Genomic DNA, 16735 nt, shown 5'->3' with positions numbered 1-16735 from the left:
GAACAGTAAGGTGCTCTTTACCATATAAATCAGCTATTTTTTCGCTCAATTTATTAGTGATCTCCGGTAAAAGATCTGCATTTTTTTCTATGATGCTGGCATATATCGGGGTTCCTTCCAATAAGCCTTTGGCCGAACTGATGGAATCCTTACTATACGTTTACTTTGACTAAAGTAACATAAAAAAGGATAAAATTTATTTAATACATCACTATTTTGTGATATAATTGTTTATCTTTGCAGCTCAATAAACTACCATGAAAAACAAATTAATGACGGACTTGAGTCCTGTCAGAGTCAATGATGTATATCTGCATCATGAAATTGAAGAAAAGTGCAAAGCCACTTTATTTCCTGAAAATACTTTACAGCTTACACTTGATCAATCAAATGTAACATCAGCTTTCTACGGGCTTGCTTTGAAGAATATCATAGAAGTCTATGGTAAAGATCCGGCGAATATGATCTCTGAAAAGATTTTCTATGATTTGGGGCGTATCAAAGCGCAGCAATGCAAAACCAAAATGGAAAATTTTCCCCAGGACACAACAGCTTTCGCCTTTGTCATTATTTCCGCGATATACAATGCCAGTCCTGAATATAATTTTCAAATTATAAAATTTTCTGAGAAAGAAACCATTATAAAAATGTTTGGAATAGATCGGTACTTAAGAATTTTATCTCAACTTGACATTGATAATTGCGTAAGTTTTCCAACACTGGTCACTTTTATGGAAGGAATTAATGACGAGTTGGATTTGGGCTGCAAAATAGAAGTAGAATCTCAGATAGACAGACAGCAAAGTACAACTTCAGTAACGTATAAATTTTCTATGTAATGCCTTCCATATTATTAATATAGAATCAAAAGAAAAATGAATATAATAGAAGGCAGTGTTGTCTTTCTTACTGGTGCTGACGGTGGAATTGGTAGAGCATTTATTCCGGAACTGTTAAAGAATAAGGCAGAAAAAATTTACATATCAGGAATCAATGTAGAAGCATTAACGCCAATAGCACAGGAATTTCCTGAAAAATTATTTCCTTTAAAACTCGATGTAACCAATACAGAAGAAATACAAAACTGCATCAGTCAGTGTAGTGATGTAACCGTATTGATTAATAATGCAGGGGTAGAACTAAAGAGCTCTTTTGTCTCAGAAAGATCTGCAGACTGTGCAAAGTTTGAAATGGATATCAACTATATGGGTGTTGTGAAATTAACCAATGCATTTTATGATATTTTAAAAAATAACAGTCATTCTGCAGTGGTCAATATATTATCTGTAGGGAGCCTTATACTGATCAACAGACTGGCAACATATTGTGCTTCCAAAGCAGCTGCACATATTTTTACGCAGGCCGTCAGAAAAGAATTTAAACAGCATGATATTAACGTATTTGGTGTTTATCCCGGCTATGTAGATACTGACATGTCTTCAGACATCAATGAATATAAAATTTCTGCTGAGGAGCTTGTTCAGAACATATGTGAAGATATAAAAAGCAATATACTGAATATCTTTCCGGATGAAATGTCTAAGATGTTCCAAAACAGCAACAAATTAAACATAGATTTTTATACATAAAATGTTTAAGAAATAGGAAAGGTCAACGTTCCCGACAGCTTTAAGCTTTCAAATTAAAATATTCTTAATCGGGGACTTTTGTAAGAGAAATGAATCTATTATTGTCTTTAGAAATGAAAGAGTTACAGTTTTGCTGTAACTCTTTTTTTATACTCAATAGCTAATGCTCACACTTAAAAATAAAAGATTCAAAGTGGGGAAGGAGATCAACTTTACACAGCTTTCAATCCTGTAAATCCGTTGATCGGATAGCACTCCTGTTATCTTTTTGTCAGTGCTATTTTAAGTCCTAATACGATAAAAACAATACCGGATGTTTTATTCATCCATTTTTCTGCATTTTTATTTTTGTTGAATAATGCCGCTGCTTTACTTCCCATCAATGCTAAAAATGAACACCAGATCAAAGTCACAAGGCACATTATTGAACCAAGTATCAGGTAGGGTATTGGTGTATTGATAGCAGAACTGTTGATAAATTGAGGGAGAAATGCCAGAAAAAATACAGCAATTTTGGGATTCAAAACATCACTGATAAATGCTGTGAAAAACATTTTCTTAGCACTGTCTGTTTTCATCTCAGCAGGTTTGATTTCTATCTGTTCATTCTTCGATAGTAATGCTTTTGTTCCTATGTAGATCAAATAAGCAGCACCGATATATTTGATGATGGAAAAGGCAATAACAGATTGGGCGACGATTAATGAAAGTCCAAACGTTACAGCACAGGTGTGAAATATTAATCCTAAACTCACTCCCAATGCAGAATACAAACCGGCTGTCCTTCCTTTGGATATACTTCTGGTCAGTACCATAATGGTATCGATTCCGGGGGTTGTGACGACGATTATTGCTGCAAGGATGAAGCCTCCTAAATTTTCTATTCCGGTCATTGTTTTGAATTTGATGGTTATTATTTTTTGCTATTGTCTGAGGAATAGCGCATGACATTCAATAGCTGGACTTTTAATTTTTCTACTGGTTATATTTTTAAATTAATACAGTTCTTTATTCAGTTGAAGCTGAGAAAGATTTCGAATGTAAAAAAGGTTTGAATGCTGGTAGCTAATGTATTACAATAAATATTTACAGCAAAATTAAATGGTAACTTTTTAGAGGCAGGTCTTAGTAGATTTGAAAAAAAGTAAATGACAATTGGAATGTTCATTCCAATTGTGTAGATTTGTGTCATTGTTATTTGTATCGCATCCATGACTAAAAAAGAAAAGATCCTCGCTGCTACCCTCAAACTTATTGTGTCAAAGGGGATAGATAATACTCCAATGTCTGATATTGCAAAAGAAGCTGATACGGGGATGGGAACAATTTATAATTACTTTTCAACCAAAGAAGTGCTGGTAAACGAACTTTACTTTCATCTGAAAGTGAAAGAATCTCAGATTATTGTTCAGGGATATGACAGAACGCTGTCCGTTAAACAGCGGTTTATGCACTTATGGAAGAAAATGGTCGAATACTTTATTCAGGAACCGATGGACTTTTTGTTTTTGGAACAGTTTTATTATTCGCCAAACATTGATCCGGCAGCCAAACATCAGGGTGGATTATACGTGGTGGAATTGGATGAAGTCTATCTGGAGGGGCAAAAGCAGCAGCTGATAAAAGAGGGTGATATCAAAGAATGGATAGGCTTTACCAGCGGATCTTTGGTGTCACTCGTGAAGTTGCATCACAGCAAATATATACACCTGGAGGAAAAAACAATTGATCAGTATATTCAGGCTGCGTGGGATGCCGTAAAATCCTAAATTTTTTAAAATTGGAATAATCATTCCATTCATAACTCCGTTTTTATGTTTAAAAATAAAATAGCTTATATAGGATCCTTAAGTCTTATAGGGATGATCACGACTGAATTTGGGGTCATCGGAATCTTACCGCAAATTGCTTCTTACTATCATATAAGCATCAGTACAGCGGGTTTGTTATTAAGCGCGTATGCAATAACAGTGGCTATCGCAGGGCCATTTATGACCATGTTCACTTCCGGATTTAATAGGAAAACCCTGATGGCCGTAACCATGTTTATCTTTTTGATCACGGGTATTGTCTCTTCGCTTTCTCCTCCTTTCTGGCTGTTGATGGCTGTCAGGATTTTACCTGCGTTTCTACATCCGGTTTTAGTATCTAATGCCGTTGCGGCAGCGACCGGTTCTGCAGATAAAAAAGCGGCTCACCAAATGATGGCTATTGTTATCGCGGGGATAGGAATTGCGACCATTACCACAGTTCCTTTGGCAACTTATATTGCTGGTCTGTTCAACAGCTGGCAGTCATCATTTATGGTTCAGGCTTCTATTAGTTTGGTGGTGTTGCTGGCTATTATTACTTTGTTGCCCTCTATGCCCGTAAAAGACAAAAAATCTTACGGGAGCCAGTTGAAAATACTTACAAAACCGGTATTCCTGATGAGTGCTTTCTTTTCATTTCTGATGATTGGAGCTATTTTCTCTACTTACAGTTATTTTGCAGACTACTTAAGTAAAGTGAATGGGATGGATTCTCAAACAATAAGCGTTATGCTGTTCGTTTTTGGAGCAGCGGGTGTTATCGGGAACTTTTTGGCTGGAAAACTATTAACCAAAAGCATTACGAAAACGACGGCCGCCTTTCTGGTTGGATTGTTGATCATCTGTTTACCCCTTTATTTTTCCGGGCCAATGTCTTTTTCTACAGTACTTCTCATTGCTGCCTGGGGGTTCATTCAGACTCCCTGTTTTCTGACTTCACAGGCTTATATGATAGAGGCAGCCCCCGAAGCTCCGGAATTTGCCAACAGTATTGCTATCTCTTCCGGAAATCTTGGAATCTCTTTTGGAGCTGCTATTGGCGGGCTTTCCATTAGTAATTTCGGAGCCCAGAGTACGCCATGGATCATGTTTGCTCTTTCTTTCGCAGCTTTAGTGATGATGTTGTTTAAAAAAATAATCGAAAACAAAATAAATAGAAATGAACAAAACATTTTAGAGTAAAACGTAGATTAATATATTGTCTGTTTGTGAAATCATTTCATTTTTTTTAATTTAGCGTCCCTTCTGTCTGTGATAGGCATGAAGTACAGTAATGATAATGAAATCAATAACCATTCATACATGAAAAAAATATTAACTATTCTTGTGTTGGTGCTATGTACGCAACTTCATTTTGCCCAATATTTTACTTTGACACCCCAGGGTTTTGTGTCTGCGAATAAATCTGAATATGTAGTCGTGGATGTACCCAATACGAAGCAGAAAGATTTATATAAGAGCGTATTAAATGCACTTTCTACAATGTATAAAGATCCTAAAAAAGTACTGAGTACAGTAGACGGAGAAAGTATTTCCGTAAAAGGATACGAGGAGAACGTAATAGAACATAAGTTTAAGGGGAGCCCGCTTCAGATCGGAAAGCTTACCCTGAAATATGACTTGTCTTATACCATATCTTTCCTTTTTAAAGACAATAGAATCCGTATTGACCGTCCATCCTTTGAATTAAGGAGATGGTATGAAGGCGGCTACAACTCCGGTTGGGTAAGTGAATGGCAGTACCTTCCCCTGAATGTAAATAAAAATGTAAAAACGGCTGTTTTTGATAAAAATGGGGAAATAAACTCAGAACTGTCTTACAACGGACTTAATAAACATTTTAATAATTTGATCACAGAAATTCTTGAAAAATCAAAAAAGATCAATGACTGGTAGTCTTAAAACAGACCATAGTTAAGCCGGTGTCTTTGTAACACAAAATATAAAATTATAAACTCCGTAATGATCTGTCATTGCGGTTTTTTTTGTTTCTGTTCTCATGATCCCTATTCTAATCCTTATCTTCGAAAGAAATTAAAACGGCCGGAAAAACTCGTTAGGATTTCGTAGTTATAAAAAGGCTGCATCCACTGATGCAGCCTAAAAAAACAAATGATGAAAAAAAGATTTTGTTATGATGGAGAACCTTATTTTATATCCGGTATCAAAGAATTATACAGAAAACTGCTTTTTCCATTTGGCTACTGTATTTCTGCTTAATTTAAAATGTATTGCCAGCTCGGTATTGTTGAGCCGGTTTATTTTCTGATAGTCCAAAATTTTGAGAATTGTAGGGATATCGTAGGAACGATATTTCTGGTTCATTTCATTGGAACTCTTATTTCCATTATTAAAGATTAATGTATTGACTTCTATGACGTCAAGTATTGACAGATGTTTCTTCGAAAGAATGTTTTGGCATACTTCTCTCTTGTCAGGATAGTTTCGGGTGATAATATCCTTATATATTTTACGGTAATCGGGTTGTAGTGATTTTTCCATATGTTTTTTTTATACATTGAAATAGTACACGGTCATTTTCAAAAACAATACATAAAACTTTTTTGAGTCCGAACCAGTTTTTGCTCAGTTCATAATACCAGATGTCATCGGGAAAAAAGTTAAAACTGTCTCCGAGTTCTTTTATAATTTCTTGTTTGGACATCCCCTTAAAAGATGTCTGAGCAATGGTTCTAAGGTGAATGTTGTTCATCATGACATTTTATTTTCATTGATACTATCGTAAATCTATCCTGAAATAGCAGTCATATACAAAGTTTCTGCACGTAAAAAGGTGTAATCTTTTTTGAAAAATTCCAAGACAGTATTTTTTTAGAATGATTACATATTCTCCTTTACGTAAGTGCACGGCTTCACATTGAAAATAATGTTCAACCTCATCTATTGCTTTTCCAAGTAATTGTTGTTCAGATAAAATATTTTTTTCCATTTTTGAAATGTATGATCTCTTGAATTACTGTATTCGGTTATTTATATTTATCAATCCATTTATACAGGGTCGTTTTCGGGATTCTGTATTCTTCAGCGACCTGATTTCTTGTTTTTTCTCCGGTCTTAATAAGGTCCAGCATAAAATCAATAATTTCTTTTGTATAAATGTTTTTCCTAAACTGAGGAAGTGTAGATTTCTTGTTTTTGGATAATGGCCGGTAGTTCAGGTTTTGAGGCGCATACATGATCAGATGCTGGCTGTATATTCTGAAAAAATCATATTCCAATAGTTTGCTCCATTGCAAAAGAATTTTCACAGGTAAATCTTCCTGGTCATACATCTTTATAATGTCTTCTTCGGAACATTTAAAAAAATTACAGATTCGCGATGTTCCAATTTTACATTCCGTCACCCGTTTACAGATCAGAGTTCCAAGATGTATGTTTTTAAAATCAGCGGTCATAGGTGTTATTTTTTTTGATCCGTTCCAGGGAATCCGTTACTGTTGAAATCTGCCCTGCCTCGAAACCGGAAATTTTAATTTTTAATTTGAAATTTTTTCTTCGGTCTGTATCAAGAGCGAAGATCAGATCATGAGAGATTAAACTGTTTCTCAGCTGGTAATCCTTTAGATACTTCTTAGGAAACTCCACAAAAGGAGGAACTGCCTTTCCGGATTTTAAAGGATGAAATTTTTTTATACTGATGCATTCTCCGGCATATTCATATTCAAAACATTTCACATAAACATTGATAAAAAGCAAAGTTGTGAACAATAATGCAAAAGCAATTTTTAAAACTAAGGGTAGCGATACAGCCGCAAAAATCAGCAGGATAATGACCATTAGTGAAACTGATATTCTAAAAATTAATTTTATTTTTCTAAAGTTGTTTATTTTTTCCATGATGGTGTCACTTTCAAATTACAATATATACCGAAACCCTTTTTTAAAATAAGAATAGGGTTAGAGTATCTTATTAAGTATTGTCTAGATAGATGCAGATGCAGATAAAACACCATGCATCTGCAGCCTATTGTTCTATTTCCAGTAGCTCCAGTTGGCTCCGTCATATACGGCAAGCATATCGGCTGTGGTATCATATACCATTGTTCCGGCTATCGCCCCTTTCATCGAAAGATGGGGATTGGCAGTTTTTGGGAGTACCATTGCTTTGGAGGTTGATTCCAACACTAAAATCCCTGGTTTCAGTGAAGTCTTTGATCCAATAATGACTCCATTGCCCACATCTGCTCCGGTGTTGGAGTATGCATGCGGGATTCCCTGGCTGTCATCAGTGAGATGAGTCCAGGTCGTTCCTTCCATGACCTGCAGAGATTTGCTCAGGGTATTGAATACAAATGTACCGCCTACGGCTCCGGGTACTGAAGCAGTTGAAGGAAGTATAATTCCCTTGGGTTCGGACCCAAATTCAAGGAGAACACTTCCATTCGTCAGACTTTCTTTGCCTATGGCAACCTGAGCCTTTATGATGCCGGAGGATAAAAACACAGTGGCAATTCCTATTGCTGTAATTATTTTTTTCATTATTAATTAAATTTTAATTGTACTGAATCAGAATACTGCCGGTAGTAAGGTGGTATCAACCTGACAGTTTATCTCTGACTCAAATTATTTATTCATTACATCCTCTTTTTATACAGTTCCAACCTGTACGGGAAGTATCAACTCCCGGTGCAGATCCTCTGTAAAGCTGTACACAGTTAAGATCAGTATTGTAGATCAGCATGCCATTTACAGCTACCAAAGCATCTCTCTGTACAGTTGTCATATGGGTGATGACGAGACCTTTACTTGCGGCATCCAGTACCATATAGCCATTAGGGACGCTCTTCGGCCAGTTACTCACTGTCTGGGAGGCTTTGGTAAGGATCCCCATTCTTCCAAAACCGTCAGGAGTACCTGAAGCTCCGGGTTTAACACATGAGCAAGGGGCGGTATTTAATCCATATCCCCGGCCTGACATGCTGGTAACCCCCACAACATTTTGTGTTGCGACCACAGTATTCGGACCGATGGTGCTCCAGGTGATCGTGTTCAATGTATTTCCGTTGTATAATTCGAGAGGGTAGAGCGCCCCTCCTGACGTTTTGCTTCCGAAGATGGATACCGAACCTGCAGGACTGATGACCACTCTGATCAAAGGCGCTGAGGAATTCCCGGACATCTGCCATACATCCGGCGTATGGGTTTCATATTCATCTCCATCAGCAAAACGAATATTGATTCCTGATGTTCCCGATGACTGGAATTCAATCTCCTGGCTTGCTAATGGAGTTCCGTTGATGTTCATATTGAATGAATTATCCAATCCGTAAATATCAAGGACAAAACCATAATTGGTTGCCGGCTGGGTAAAAGTCTCGGTTACCGGATTGGAAGGGGCATTTGCCACAGTGTAGCTCCAGTTAAAATTAGCGCCGTTCACCGGCTCAGTACATACCGGGGCAGCTGAAAACCCGACAGTGTTGTTATTCCGGATATTGTTACATACACCACCCAGTCCATTATGCGTACATTCATATTCAGCATTGGTAGGTGGAATTGCAGGACTTTGATTGGTCGCATCCGGATCAGTCACATCATTGGGACGCAAAATAGCCGCCTGTACCTGCAGATTGCCTGGGGTAGCAGAACCTGTTATATTCACGGTGACTGTATAGGTAATTTCACAGCCATTTGGCAGATTAAGCCTGGAAGAGTATTGGTGTGTAGCAGGATCATAACTTAACGGTGTTTCTTCAGTACCGCAGTTATTACCCTGAAACTGTATGTTCTGGGGAGTAAGCCCGGCCGGAATGGTAAAAGTGAACGGGGCTCCTTCTGCATCACTCGGGCCTTCATTTTTCACTTTAACGGTATATACCAGGTTGTCACCGGTAGCAACAGTCGTTTTGTTGGGTGTAATTTCTGTTACTTTTAAATCCGCTGTTTTTACTGTTACGGCGGTCGTAACCATGGTTGCATTTCCTTTTACGAATGTCCATGTATCGATGGATCTGTTGTCTCCGAACTGGCCGGAAGTACCGGTTCCTCCAATTCCCCAGATGTGGCCGTTCGTAGTACTGCTGATCCCGGCACTGTTTACTGGTGGCAGGTGGCTGTTATTTTTAGGATCAGAATATTGTCCTCTTGGGGTATTGCTTCCATTCGTACCATTGGCTACATCAGCATCATTCCAGTATACGATGTCGGAAATTACATTGTTGAGATTCGTATGATCCAGAAGTTCTATGATTGTTCCCTGACGATTGTACTCCATATCAAAGAAAGGAAAATGTACTTCGGCACCCTGGAGCTGTACCGTAACTTTGGCAGGAACGGTTCCCGGAGGCAATTGAATTCCACTGCCGTCTTTCCCATCCCAGGAAATATTATTAATTCCTGAAATTGAAGAGCCGGTGAGGATCCGTGTACTGAAAGCAGAAGGAATATCTGTACTTTCTATAACAATTTTATATTGTCCCTGAGCACCTCCAATAAACTTGATATATCCTCCTTTGTTACTGATCTGTCCGGGCGTTCCGTCTACACCGACTACCTGAACTGCCGTGACATCCGGTATGATAACGGTATTTTTTAACCAGGTTGAACCTCCGGGTACTGCGCCACCTGCTGACGCAGGAAGGTCATCTGAAGGAAGGGTATAAAATATTTTATGGGTAATATGTTTTGCGGTATCGGCATTATTGGGATTATGTACTTTACCTGTCAGAAAAGCTGGGGTAGATTGATCCAGACTTTTATACACAGGATTTTCGGTTGAGATATCGATAAAACCATCGTTGTTGACAAAAAAAGTAAAGTAAAGCCCGTTATTCCCATTATTATTGACACGGTAGGTATAGCCGTCTTTCGTCAATATATAGACCAGTCCATAAAAACCATCCGTATTCGGGCCACTGGTTCCGTTGGATAGATTCAGAATGTTGGTATATACACGTCCGCTCACAAAACCTGTATTTGTGGTATTTATCACGGATACATCCCATGCAGCAATTCCGGCACTGTTATCCTGTGTCCAGTTGCTGTTGGCAGTAATGGTCGTGCTGGGATCACTGGCTGTCCTGCCGGCAAATTCCACGCGGTAAATACCATCGGTGCTTGCTGTGTAATAGATCGGGGTATATCTGTTTCCTCCGGTCTGCCCAAACAACTGAGGCCCTGCAAGCTCTGCTGTACGGTTGGAAATCTGTCCTGTAGAAGTATTATTAACCACCAAACTTCCGTCGGGTGCAAAAAGACGGATTCTTCCCGCTCCTCCATTTTGTGCGCTCGATGCCAGGGTAATCCGTTCACCCGCGTTCGCATAGACGTAATGGAATCCTTCATTGGCAAAAGGCCAGCTTGAAGTCGTCGTCGTGCTTGATCTTAAAAATGCCCGGTAACCGGTTTTCCCTGATGGGTACAAATCTTTAGACCCGTCTGCAAACAGGGCGTTACTGCTTAGTAACAGGGTAAAAAGGAATATTGTCCGAAGCATAAAATTCGTTTTTATACTGCTTATGTTTTTTTTCATTGAGTTTTCATTAGTTAATTGTTTTTATTGCCAATAAAGGCATGACCTATCCTGCACCCTTTAAAAAAGGGCGGTCAATTTTTTTATTCATGAATTATCTAAGTTGGGAAAGGGGGAGGTCTCGCGGAATTGAAGGAATAGCGGTCTGGGGTAATACAGTAACCCGCACTGAAAAAGCAGTCGGATAAACCGATAGCCCTTGCATCAGTAAATGAATATTTATCTGTTATATTAGCGGTCTTTAAACCGGCATAATGGAAAGAAGCGATAATAAAAGTACTGTCTTCCGAATACCTAATCGATAAGCAGTCATCAGAAGAAACAGGTTTGAAAAAAGAATCTGTCCGTTTTCTCACTGGTCTTTCTATCTTTATGATGCTGTATTTTTTAGAATATTTTGAAATGCTTTTGGGGGTTTTCTTCTTTTTACGACGGATCTCAGACCGAACAAGTTCCTGCGAATAGATCATCCGGCTGATGTTACAGGTTTTTATCTCTTTAGATATAAAGATTGTGGTCGCAGTTCTGTTGGTAAATAGGGCAGCTGTATCAATATTCAATTGGGCAAAAAAACTTTTATTGAATAAAAAAAACAGGAAAAGCACAGACTTTCTCAACCTTTTTCCCACTTGAAAAAAAGGAGTCCCATAATTGACTTTGTGTTTTTTTTGAGTTCTCATGTAGTTTTTTTCGCTAAGTCATTGTGCGGTGGCGATCTTTAAAAATAAAAGGAGCCATATAAATCGTTATATTGAAATATATAACCCCTGCTGTTATTTGTGTTTTCAGATCTTTACAGCCTGATTTAATGATGAGGGCAAAACTAGCCCGGAAATAAACACGATAAAAGCATTGCTGCTATCATTTTCCTAATAGTGATAAGGGGTTATTGCCAGGATACAGCAACAGGATTTAATGGAAAAATGCCCATCAATAAACGCATAACCTTGGTGTTTTACCGATAATGATAATGTGTGATTACTTAGATCGCACAACAGTAGAAAAGCGTCACAGATATATAATGACTTATTATGGGATGTTTAAAATCAGGTTTATGCGGTGGTTTTTCCAGTTATTCTTTAAGGGCAGTTAGTTTTCTCCATTTCTTATGCGTGTTTCTATCAAAACAAATAAATGGTCAGCATTTATTACGCATGCAAAAGGATCGGCTTTCTCCGGAAATCAAGCAAAAAAAACAGAAACTTTCTATAAATTAAGGGTAAATACTGAATCAGATTCTCATAAATATCAATAAGTTCGTTTTTAAATTTATCATTATCTGTATTTTGGTAAATATATCATCGTTAAAATACCAAATTGATTGAAAAAAATATTGAATATTGCTACAGCAAAAAATTATTTCAACCGGAAGGAAGCTGTTTCTTTCCTATTTCTCTATTTCAAAAAACACAACTATGAAGAATTTCCACCTTATTATTTTCCTGTGCATTTCTATCTGTATGCAGGCTCAGGCAGCGGATGCCTATAACGCCATCTATATAAAAACCTATTTGGAAACCTCTCAAAAGAATTTTGATCAGGCTTTAAAGACTGCAGATTCTTTATACACAATATCCGAAACGCCTTATTATCAGACGAAGAGTCTTATGCTGTCTGCTACTTTGTATAAGCAGACCGGAAATGTAAAAAAATCTATGGAATATGCGCTGAAGTCTGAACAAATTATTGGGCAGACAGACAACGAGGTCTGGAAAGCAAAAGTTTATGGATTTTTATCGTCCGAATACCGTATTTTAAAACTGTATAGTGAAGCAAAAAAATATGCAGATAAAACATTGGCTGCATGTAAAAAAATTAAAGATCCTGAACTTGTCAATAATACATCCGGTTTAATGATGCAGGAAATGGCCTACTTTGATATCGAACAGAAGAATTATAAAGGAGCCATAGAAAATGTAAAGAAATCCCAGCAGTATTTTAATTTAACGAAACAGGATAAAGATTTTTTTACAGCCAATAACCAACAGCTGCTTGGGCTCAGCTACTACCATCTCAAAAATTTCGGGAAGGCTCTTTTTCATTATAAAAAAGCATCCGATATCTGCCGGAATATTCCTGAGAATTTCCTGACAGGGCTTATATATAATGGTTTAGCATCAGTGTATATAGAACAGAATAATTCGCAGGAAGCTAAAAAATATCTTCAGCTTGCTCAGAAAATATCAGATCAGTCGGAATATCTTCAGCTGAAAAATGAAGTATATGCGACCTCACAGAAATACTATGTGATGATCAACGATCTGAAAAAATTTAGAGAGACAGAAAAAAAGAAAGATGAGGTTGCGGAGAAGATTTCAAAGAAATCAGATTCCTTTATCAGTGATTCTTATTCCAGGCTGGACGAAAAAAAAAGTGATGCGGAGCATACCGGGTATATTAAAAATATCATCATCCTGGCCGGTGGAATATTGCTGATCTCCGGACTTGTGTATTTTATGATATATCGCAGAAAACAAAAAAGGAATATCGAGAAATTTAAACAGATACTGCAGGACTCCGACAGAATCCATGAGTTTAGAAAAGAGAAAGTCACGACTTCTTTTGCCCCTGCAATCCGGCAGATTTCTATGGCTGACCCAATGAAAGCAGTAAAAGCAGATGATTATGGAATGATGACTGCTGCCACAGAACAAAAGCTGCTGTCTAAACTGGATGAATTTGAAAAATCAGATCTTTTTATTAATAACAGCATATCCATGTCTTCTCTTGCGGCATCTTGCGGAACCAATACCAAGTATCTTTCCTACATCATCAATACCTATAAAAATAAAGATTTCAATAACTACATCAATGAATTAAGAGTCAATTACGTCATAGAAAAACTTAGAAATACGCCAAGGTACAGAAAGTATAAAATATCGGTATTGGCTGAAGAGGCAGGATTTTCTTCACAGAATAAATTTGCTACCATCTTTAAAAAAACAACTTCGATTTCACCTTCCCTTTTTATAAAATATCTGGAAGAAGAAATGGCAGCTGAGGTATAAAATAATAGTACAATTCATCTTTATTGATTATATTTAAGGTTCACTAATACCATGTTGCTATGAAAAATCTTAAACATCTTACACGTTTTGAACTCAAATCGCTCAATGGAGGAATCGTTAATTGCGCTAATATTCCACCTAAAGACTGTCCATGTAATCCTCATACATCATACAAATGTAATGGGGTGTGCATTCCATTAGGACAGATTTGCAGGCTGGGCCCTGTGGATTAGACAATAGAAAAAATAACCTCAATGTACATTGAGGTTATTTTTTTGATACGGCTACAGTAAAGTATGGTCAATAAATCAAGTACTTTCATACGCTGAATCTATTTCAGCCAGATGTTTCAGGGTATTCAGGCATCTTTTTCTGTCATCTTCATCCCACTCATACAAGGGTCCTATAAAATGATTTTCGATAACAGATACTCCGCAGTATTCAAGAATTCCCTGTTTCAGCTGGACCAGTCCGCCGGACCGGTAAACATCTTCATAAACATCCAGGGATAAATCGCCTGCAGTGGTAATGATTCTTCCTGTTTTACCTTTCAATAATCCATCGGTAGGTCCTCCTTTATTGCTTTTAAAAGTAATTCCGGGAAGAAAAGCGCGGTCAAAAAAGCCTTTCATAACAGCAGGCATTCCCAGCCACCATAAGGGATGTATCCATACCTGATGTTCGCTCCAGTGCAAATCTTCCAGTGCTTTTATCAAATCAGGTTCCAGTTCCATTCTTTGTCGATAGCCATACTGCAGATTGGGATTGAAATTCATCTCTCCAATGGCGATATACCGAACCTCTGAACCTGCATTCTGAGCGGATTGGATATAAGAATGTGCAATAGCACTGTTAAAACTTTCTTTGTCGGGATGTCCGTTAATGACTGTTATTTTCTTCATTGTTTTTATGTACAATTTGTTTGAATAAGGCAACCTGCTGCCTGTAAAAGGTATCGGATAGCGGACAGGGAAAAAAGTCAAATGCATGTACCGCTCCTTTTATTTTCAGTACATTGACCGCTACACCTGCTTCCTTAAGTTTTTCTGCATATCTGATTCCTTCATCTTTCAGAGGATCCAGTTCACATATGATAATGGTGGCATCCGGCAAATCTTTGAAATTGTTTTCGGATAACGGAACTGCATATTTAGGAGGATCTGCGATGTAACTCTGTAAATAATGTTTCCACATCCATTCCGCGGCTTTACGTGTCTGAAGAGGGGCATTTTTCAGCTCATTCATAGAAGGGGAGTCCAGAATATGGCTCATAGGGGGATACAGCAGATACTGATGTCGGATCTTCAGGTTCTTTTGGTCTCTTGCCCAGTGTGTAACGGAGGCTGCGATTGTTGCCCCTGCACTGCTTCCACCAATCATGATGTTATTTCTGTTTCCGCCCAGATCATCTGCATTTTCAGATAACCACCGTAAGACATCACAGCCGTCTTTCCAGCCTGCCGGAAACGGATTTTCAGGAGCTAAACGGTAGTCTACTGAAACAACCAATAGAGGAAGATCCTGTACAAGACTGAAAAATAAGAAGTCGTACTGTTCAGGTGTCCCATAGATAAAAGCACCGCCATGAAAATAGAGGAGTACCGGAAGATTTTTCCCCCCTTTAGGTCTGTATGTCCTTACCCTGATTCTGTGTTTATCAGATGACGGAAGGTCGATATTCGTAACATCAATTGGTTGCGGAATTTCAGGGAGCGGACTTTTCAATGACAGCTCCATTTCTTCTTCTCTGATTTTTGAAGGATCAGTTGCCAGGAGATATTCGTAGTCTATTGCATTGAAAGGACTGGCAGAAACAGCCTGCCAAAGATCGGAATCTATAGTGTTGATCATATCTTCCATTACAGTGTTACTACTACCTTTCCTACCGTACGTCCTGTTTCGATCTGCAGATGCGCTTCAGCCATTTCGTCAAAATCAAATATGTGGGAAACATAAGGTTTCAGTGCGCCGGTTTCGAGTAGGGATGCAATATGCCTCATATCTTCACCGCTGGAGTAGACAGACATAAAATAACATGCATGAAGATGTTTTTCCCGCGCTTTTAATTCATCCTTTTCCGAATGCCCGGAGGGCAGGGTGACAATCGTTCCAAATGGTTTTAATACCTGTACGGATTTTTGAAAGTTTTCTCCTCCCACAGATTCCAGGACAAAATCAATGTCACTGAGGATATTTTCAAAGGAAGTCGTCTGGTAATCAATATGCTGATCGGCTCCCATTTGAAATACAAAATCCCTGTTGGAAGAGGAAGAAGTACCAATCACATACGCTCCGATATGTTTTGCGATCTGCACGGCAAAATGTCCGACACCACCAGAAGCACTATGGATAAGGACTGTATCTGTTGATCTTAATTTACCATAACGGTCGAATGCCTGCCAGGCAGTTAATGCCGCTAAAGTACTTGCTGCCGCTTCTGTATGGCTTATGTTTTTAGGTTTTAAAGCGAGGTGTTCAGCCGGAACTGCCACATATTCAGCATATGCCCGACCATGTCCAACAAAATTAACCATCCCGAAAACCTCATCACCAATTTCAAATTGAATCACTTCATTTCCTTTTTCAACGAGCTCTCCCGAAATGTCCCAGCCTAAAATCAGCGGATCAAATTGTGCCAGTTGTTCGGCTAAAGGAGCCTGCCTGCTTCGGACCTTGACATCTACCGGATTGATACTTACCGCCTTCACTTTCACGAGTACCTCATGAGCTTTTATGACAGGTTTTTTGATATCTTTATATATGAGATTTTTAACGTCTCCAAACTTTTCCAATACAATCGCTTTCATATGGTTCATTTATTATTTTAGACAAAAG

The 16735-nt window shown here is 38.2% G+C and carries 18 protein-coding genes; 7 read left to right on the top strand and 11 right to left on the bottom strand.

The genetic code is table 11. The annotated features are described in order from the left end of the window. Positions 1–257: 257 nt before the first annotated feature. Positions 258–839 (top strand): hypothetical protein, encoded by a 582-nt coding sequence (locus tag IW16_RS23520; RefSeq protein ID WP_034750537.1) that lies wholly within the window; start codon positions 258–260, stop codon positions 837–839. A 36-nt stretch (positions 840–875) separates the two neighbouring features. Further along, positions 876–1589, top strand: a complete 714-nt coding sequence (locus IW16_RS23515) for an SDR family NAD(P)-dependent oxidoreductase (protein ID WP_051890690.1) — start codon at positions 876–878, stop codon at positions 1587–1589. Positions 1590–1849: 260 nt separating this feature from the next. Here IW16_RS23515 and IW16_RS23510 read toward each other — a convergent pair whose 3' ends face one another. Then, positions 1850–2482: a LysE family translocator gene (locus IW16_RS23510; protein WP_034750533.1), complete on the bottom strand. Its 633-nt coding sequence runs from the start codon at positions 2480–2482 to the stop codon at positions 1850–1852. 318 nt (positions 2483–2800) lie between these two features. On the opposite strand from IW16_RS23510, the gene IW16_RS23500 reads away from it, so the two are divergent. From IW16_RS23500 to IW16_RS23490, 3 genes are all read left to right on the top strand, one after another. Beyond that, positions 2801–3358 carry a TetR/AcrR family transcriptional regulator gene (locus IW16_RS23500; protein WP_034750526.1) on the top strand — a complete coding sequence of 186 codons (558 nt, stop codon included), beginning with the start codon at positions 2801–2803 and terminating at the stop codon, positions 3356–3358. Between the two features lie 45 nt (positions 3359–3403). Further along, positions 3404–4582 carry an MFS transporter gene (locus IW16_RS23495; RefSeq protein WP_034750523.1) on the top strand — a complete coding sequence of 393 codons (1179 nt, stop codon included), beginning with the start codon at positions 3404–3406 and terminating at the stop codon, positions 4580–4582. 120 nt (positions 4583–4702) lie between these two features. Then, positions 4703–5296, top strand: a complete 594-nt coding sequence (locus tag IW16_RS23490) for a DUF4468 domain-containing protein (RefSeq protein WP_165572034.1) — start codon at positions 4703–4705, stop codon at positions 5294–5296. Positions 5297–5572: 276 nt separating this feature from the next. Here IW16_RS23490 and IW16_RS23485 read toward each other — a convergent pair whose 3' ends face one another. The 7 genes from IW16_RS23485 to IW16_RS23455 form a co-directional block, all read right to left on the bottom strand. Then, entirely contained in the window at positions 5573–5902 is a 330-nt protein-coding gene (locus tag IW16_RS23485) for a hypothetical protein (protein ID WP_034750519.1), read from the bottom strand. After that, positions 5871–6116 (bottom strand): hypothetical protein, encoded by a 246-nt coding sequence (locus IW16_RS23480; RefSeq protein WP_228376985.1) that lies wholly within the window; start codon positions 6114–6116, stop codon positions 5871–5873. The genes IW16_RS23485 and IW16_RS23480 overlap by 32 nt, the downstream gene beginning before the upstream one ends. Before the next feature lie 271 nt (positions 6117–6387). Then, complete coding sequence (locus tag IW16_RS23475) at positions 6388–6816, bottom strand: helix-turn-helix domain-containing protein (protein ID WP_034750516.1); 429 nt, start codon at positions 6814–6816, stop codon at positions 6388–6390. Next, on the bottom strand, positions 6806–7258 hold the full coding sequence (locus IW16_RS23470; RefSeq protein ID WP_131327975.1) for a hypothetical protein: 453 nt from the start codon (positions 7256–7258) through the stop codon (positions 6806–6808). Before IW16_RS23470 ends, IW16_RS23475 begins: the two co-directional genes overlap by 11 nt. A gap of 135 nt (positions 7259–7393) precedes the next feature. Next, positions 7394–7900: a hypothetical protein gene (locus tag IW16_RS23465; RefSeq protein ID WP_034750510.1), complete on the bottom strand. Its 507-nt coding sequence runs from the start codon at positions 7898–7900 to the stop codon at positions 7394–7396. Positions 7901–7988: 88 nt separating this feature from the next. Further along, positions 7989–10892, bottom strand: coding sequence for a DUF11 domain-containing protein (locus tag IW16_RS23460; protein WP_051890685.1), 2904 nt, complete (start codon positions 10890–10892; stop codon positions 7989–7991). Positions 10893–10990: 98 nt separating this feature from the next. After that, entirely contained in the window at positions 10991–11572 is a 582-nt protein-coding gene (locus tag IW16_RS23455; protein WP_034750507.1) for a hypothetical protein, read from the bottom strand. Positions 11573–12307: 735 nt separating this feature from the next. On the opposite strand from IW16_RS23455, the gene IW16_RS23450 reads away from it, so the two are divergent. Both IW16_RS23450 and IW16_RS26805 read left to right on the top strand, forming a co-directional pair. Beyond that, entirely contained in the window at positions 12308–13900 is a 1593-nt protein-coding gene (locus IW16_RS23450; RefSeq protein ID WP_131327974.1) for an AraC family transcriptional regulator, read from the top strand. 59 nt (positions 13901–13959) lie between these two features. Then, positions 13960–14133 (top strand): bacteriocin-like protein, encoded by a 174-nt coding sequence (locus tag IW16_RS26805; RefSeq protein ID WP_165572033.1) that lies wholly within the window; start codon positions 13960–13962, stop codon positions 14131–14133. 75 nt (positions 14134–14208) lie between these two features. On the opposite strand, the gene IW16_RS23445 is transcribed toward IW16_RS26805, so the two are convergent. Genes IW16_RS23445 through IW16_RS23435 form a run of 3 tightly spaced genes read right to left on the bottom strand, consistent with a single transcriptional unit; the run spans position 14209 to position 16707 of the window. After that, positions 14209–14802 carry an NAD(P)H-dependent oxidoreductase gene (locus IW16_RS23445; RefSeq protein ID WP_034750505.1) on the bottom strand — a complete coding sequence of 198 codons (594 nt, stop codon included), beginning with the start codon at positions 14800–14802 and terminating at the stop codon, positions 14209–14211. Further along, the gene (locus IW16_RS23440) at positions 14780–15751 is read right to left on the bottom strand and encodes an alpha/beta hydrolase (protein WP_034751350.1); all 972 of its coding nucleotides are present in this window, start codon (positions 15749–15751) and stop codon (positions 14780–14782) included. Before IW16_RS23440 ends, IW16_RS23445 begins: the two co-directional genes overlap by 23 nt. Positions 15752–15759: 8 nt before the next feature. Beyond that, positions 15760–16707 (bottom strand): NADP-dependent oxidoreductase, encoded by a 948-nt coding sequence (locus tag IW16_RS23435; RefSeq protein ID WP_034751347.1) that lies wholly within the window; start codon positions 16705–16707, stop codon positions 15760–15762. Between the last annotated feature and the right edge of the window lie 28 nt (positions 16708–16735).

Origin of the sequence: Chryseobacterium vrystaatense (assembly GCF_000737765.1) — a bacterium.
In the GTDB taxonomy this organism is placed as follows: Bacteria; Bacteroidota; Bacteroidia; order Flavobacteriales; family Weeksellaceae; genus Chryseobacterium; species Chryseobacterium vrystaatense.
Note: the sequence above shows the minus strand (reverse complement) of the source record. Positions and strands in the feature narration are given on the sequence as shown.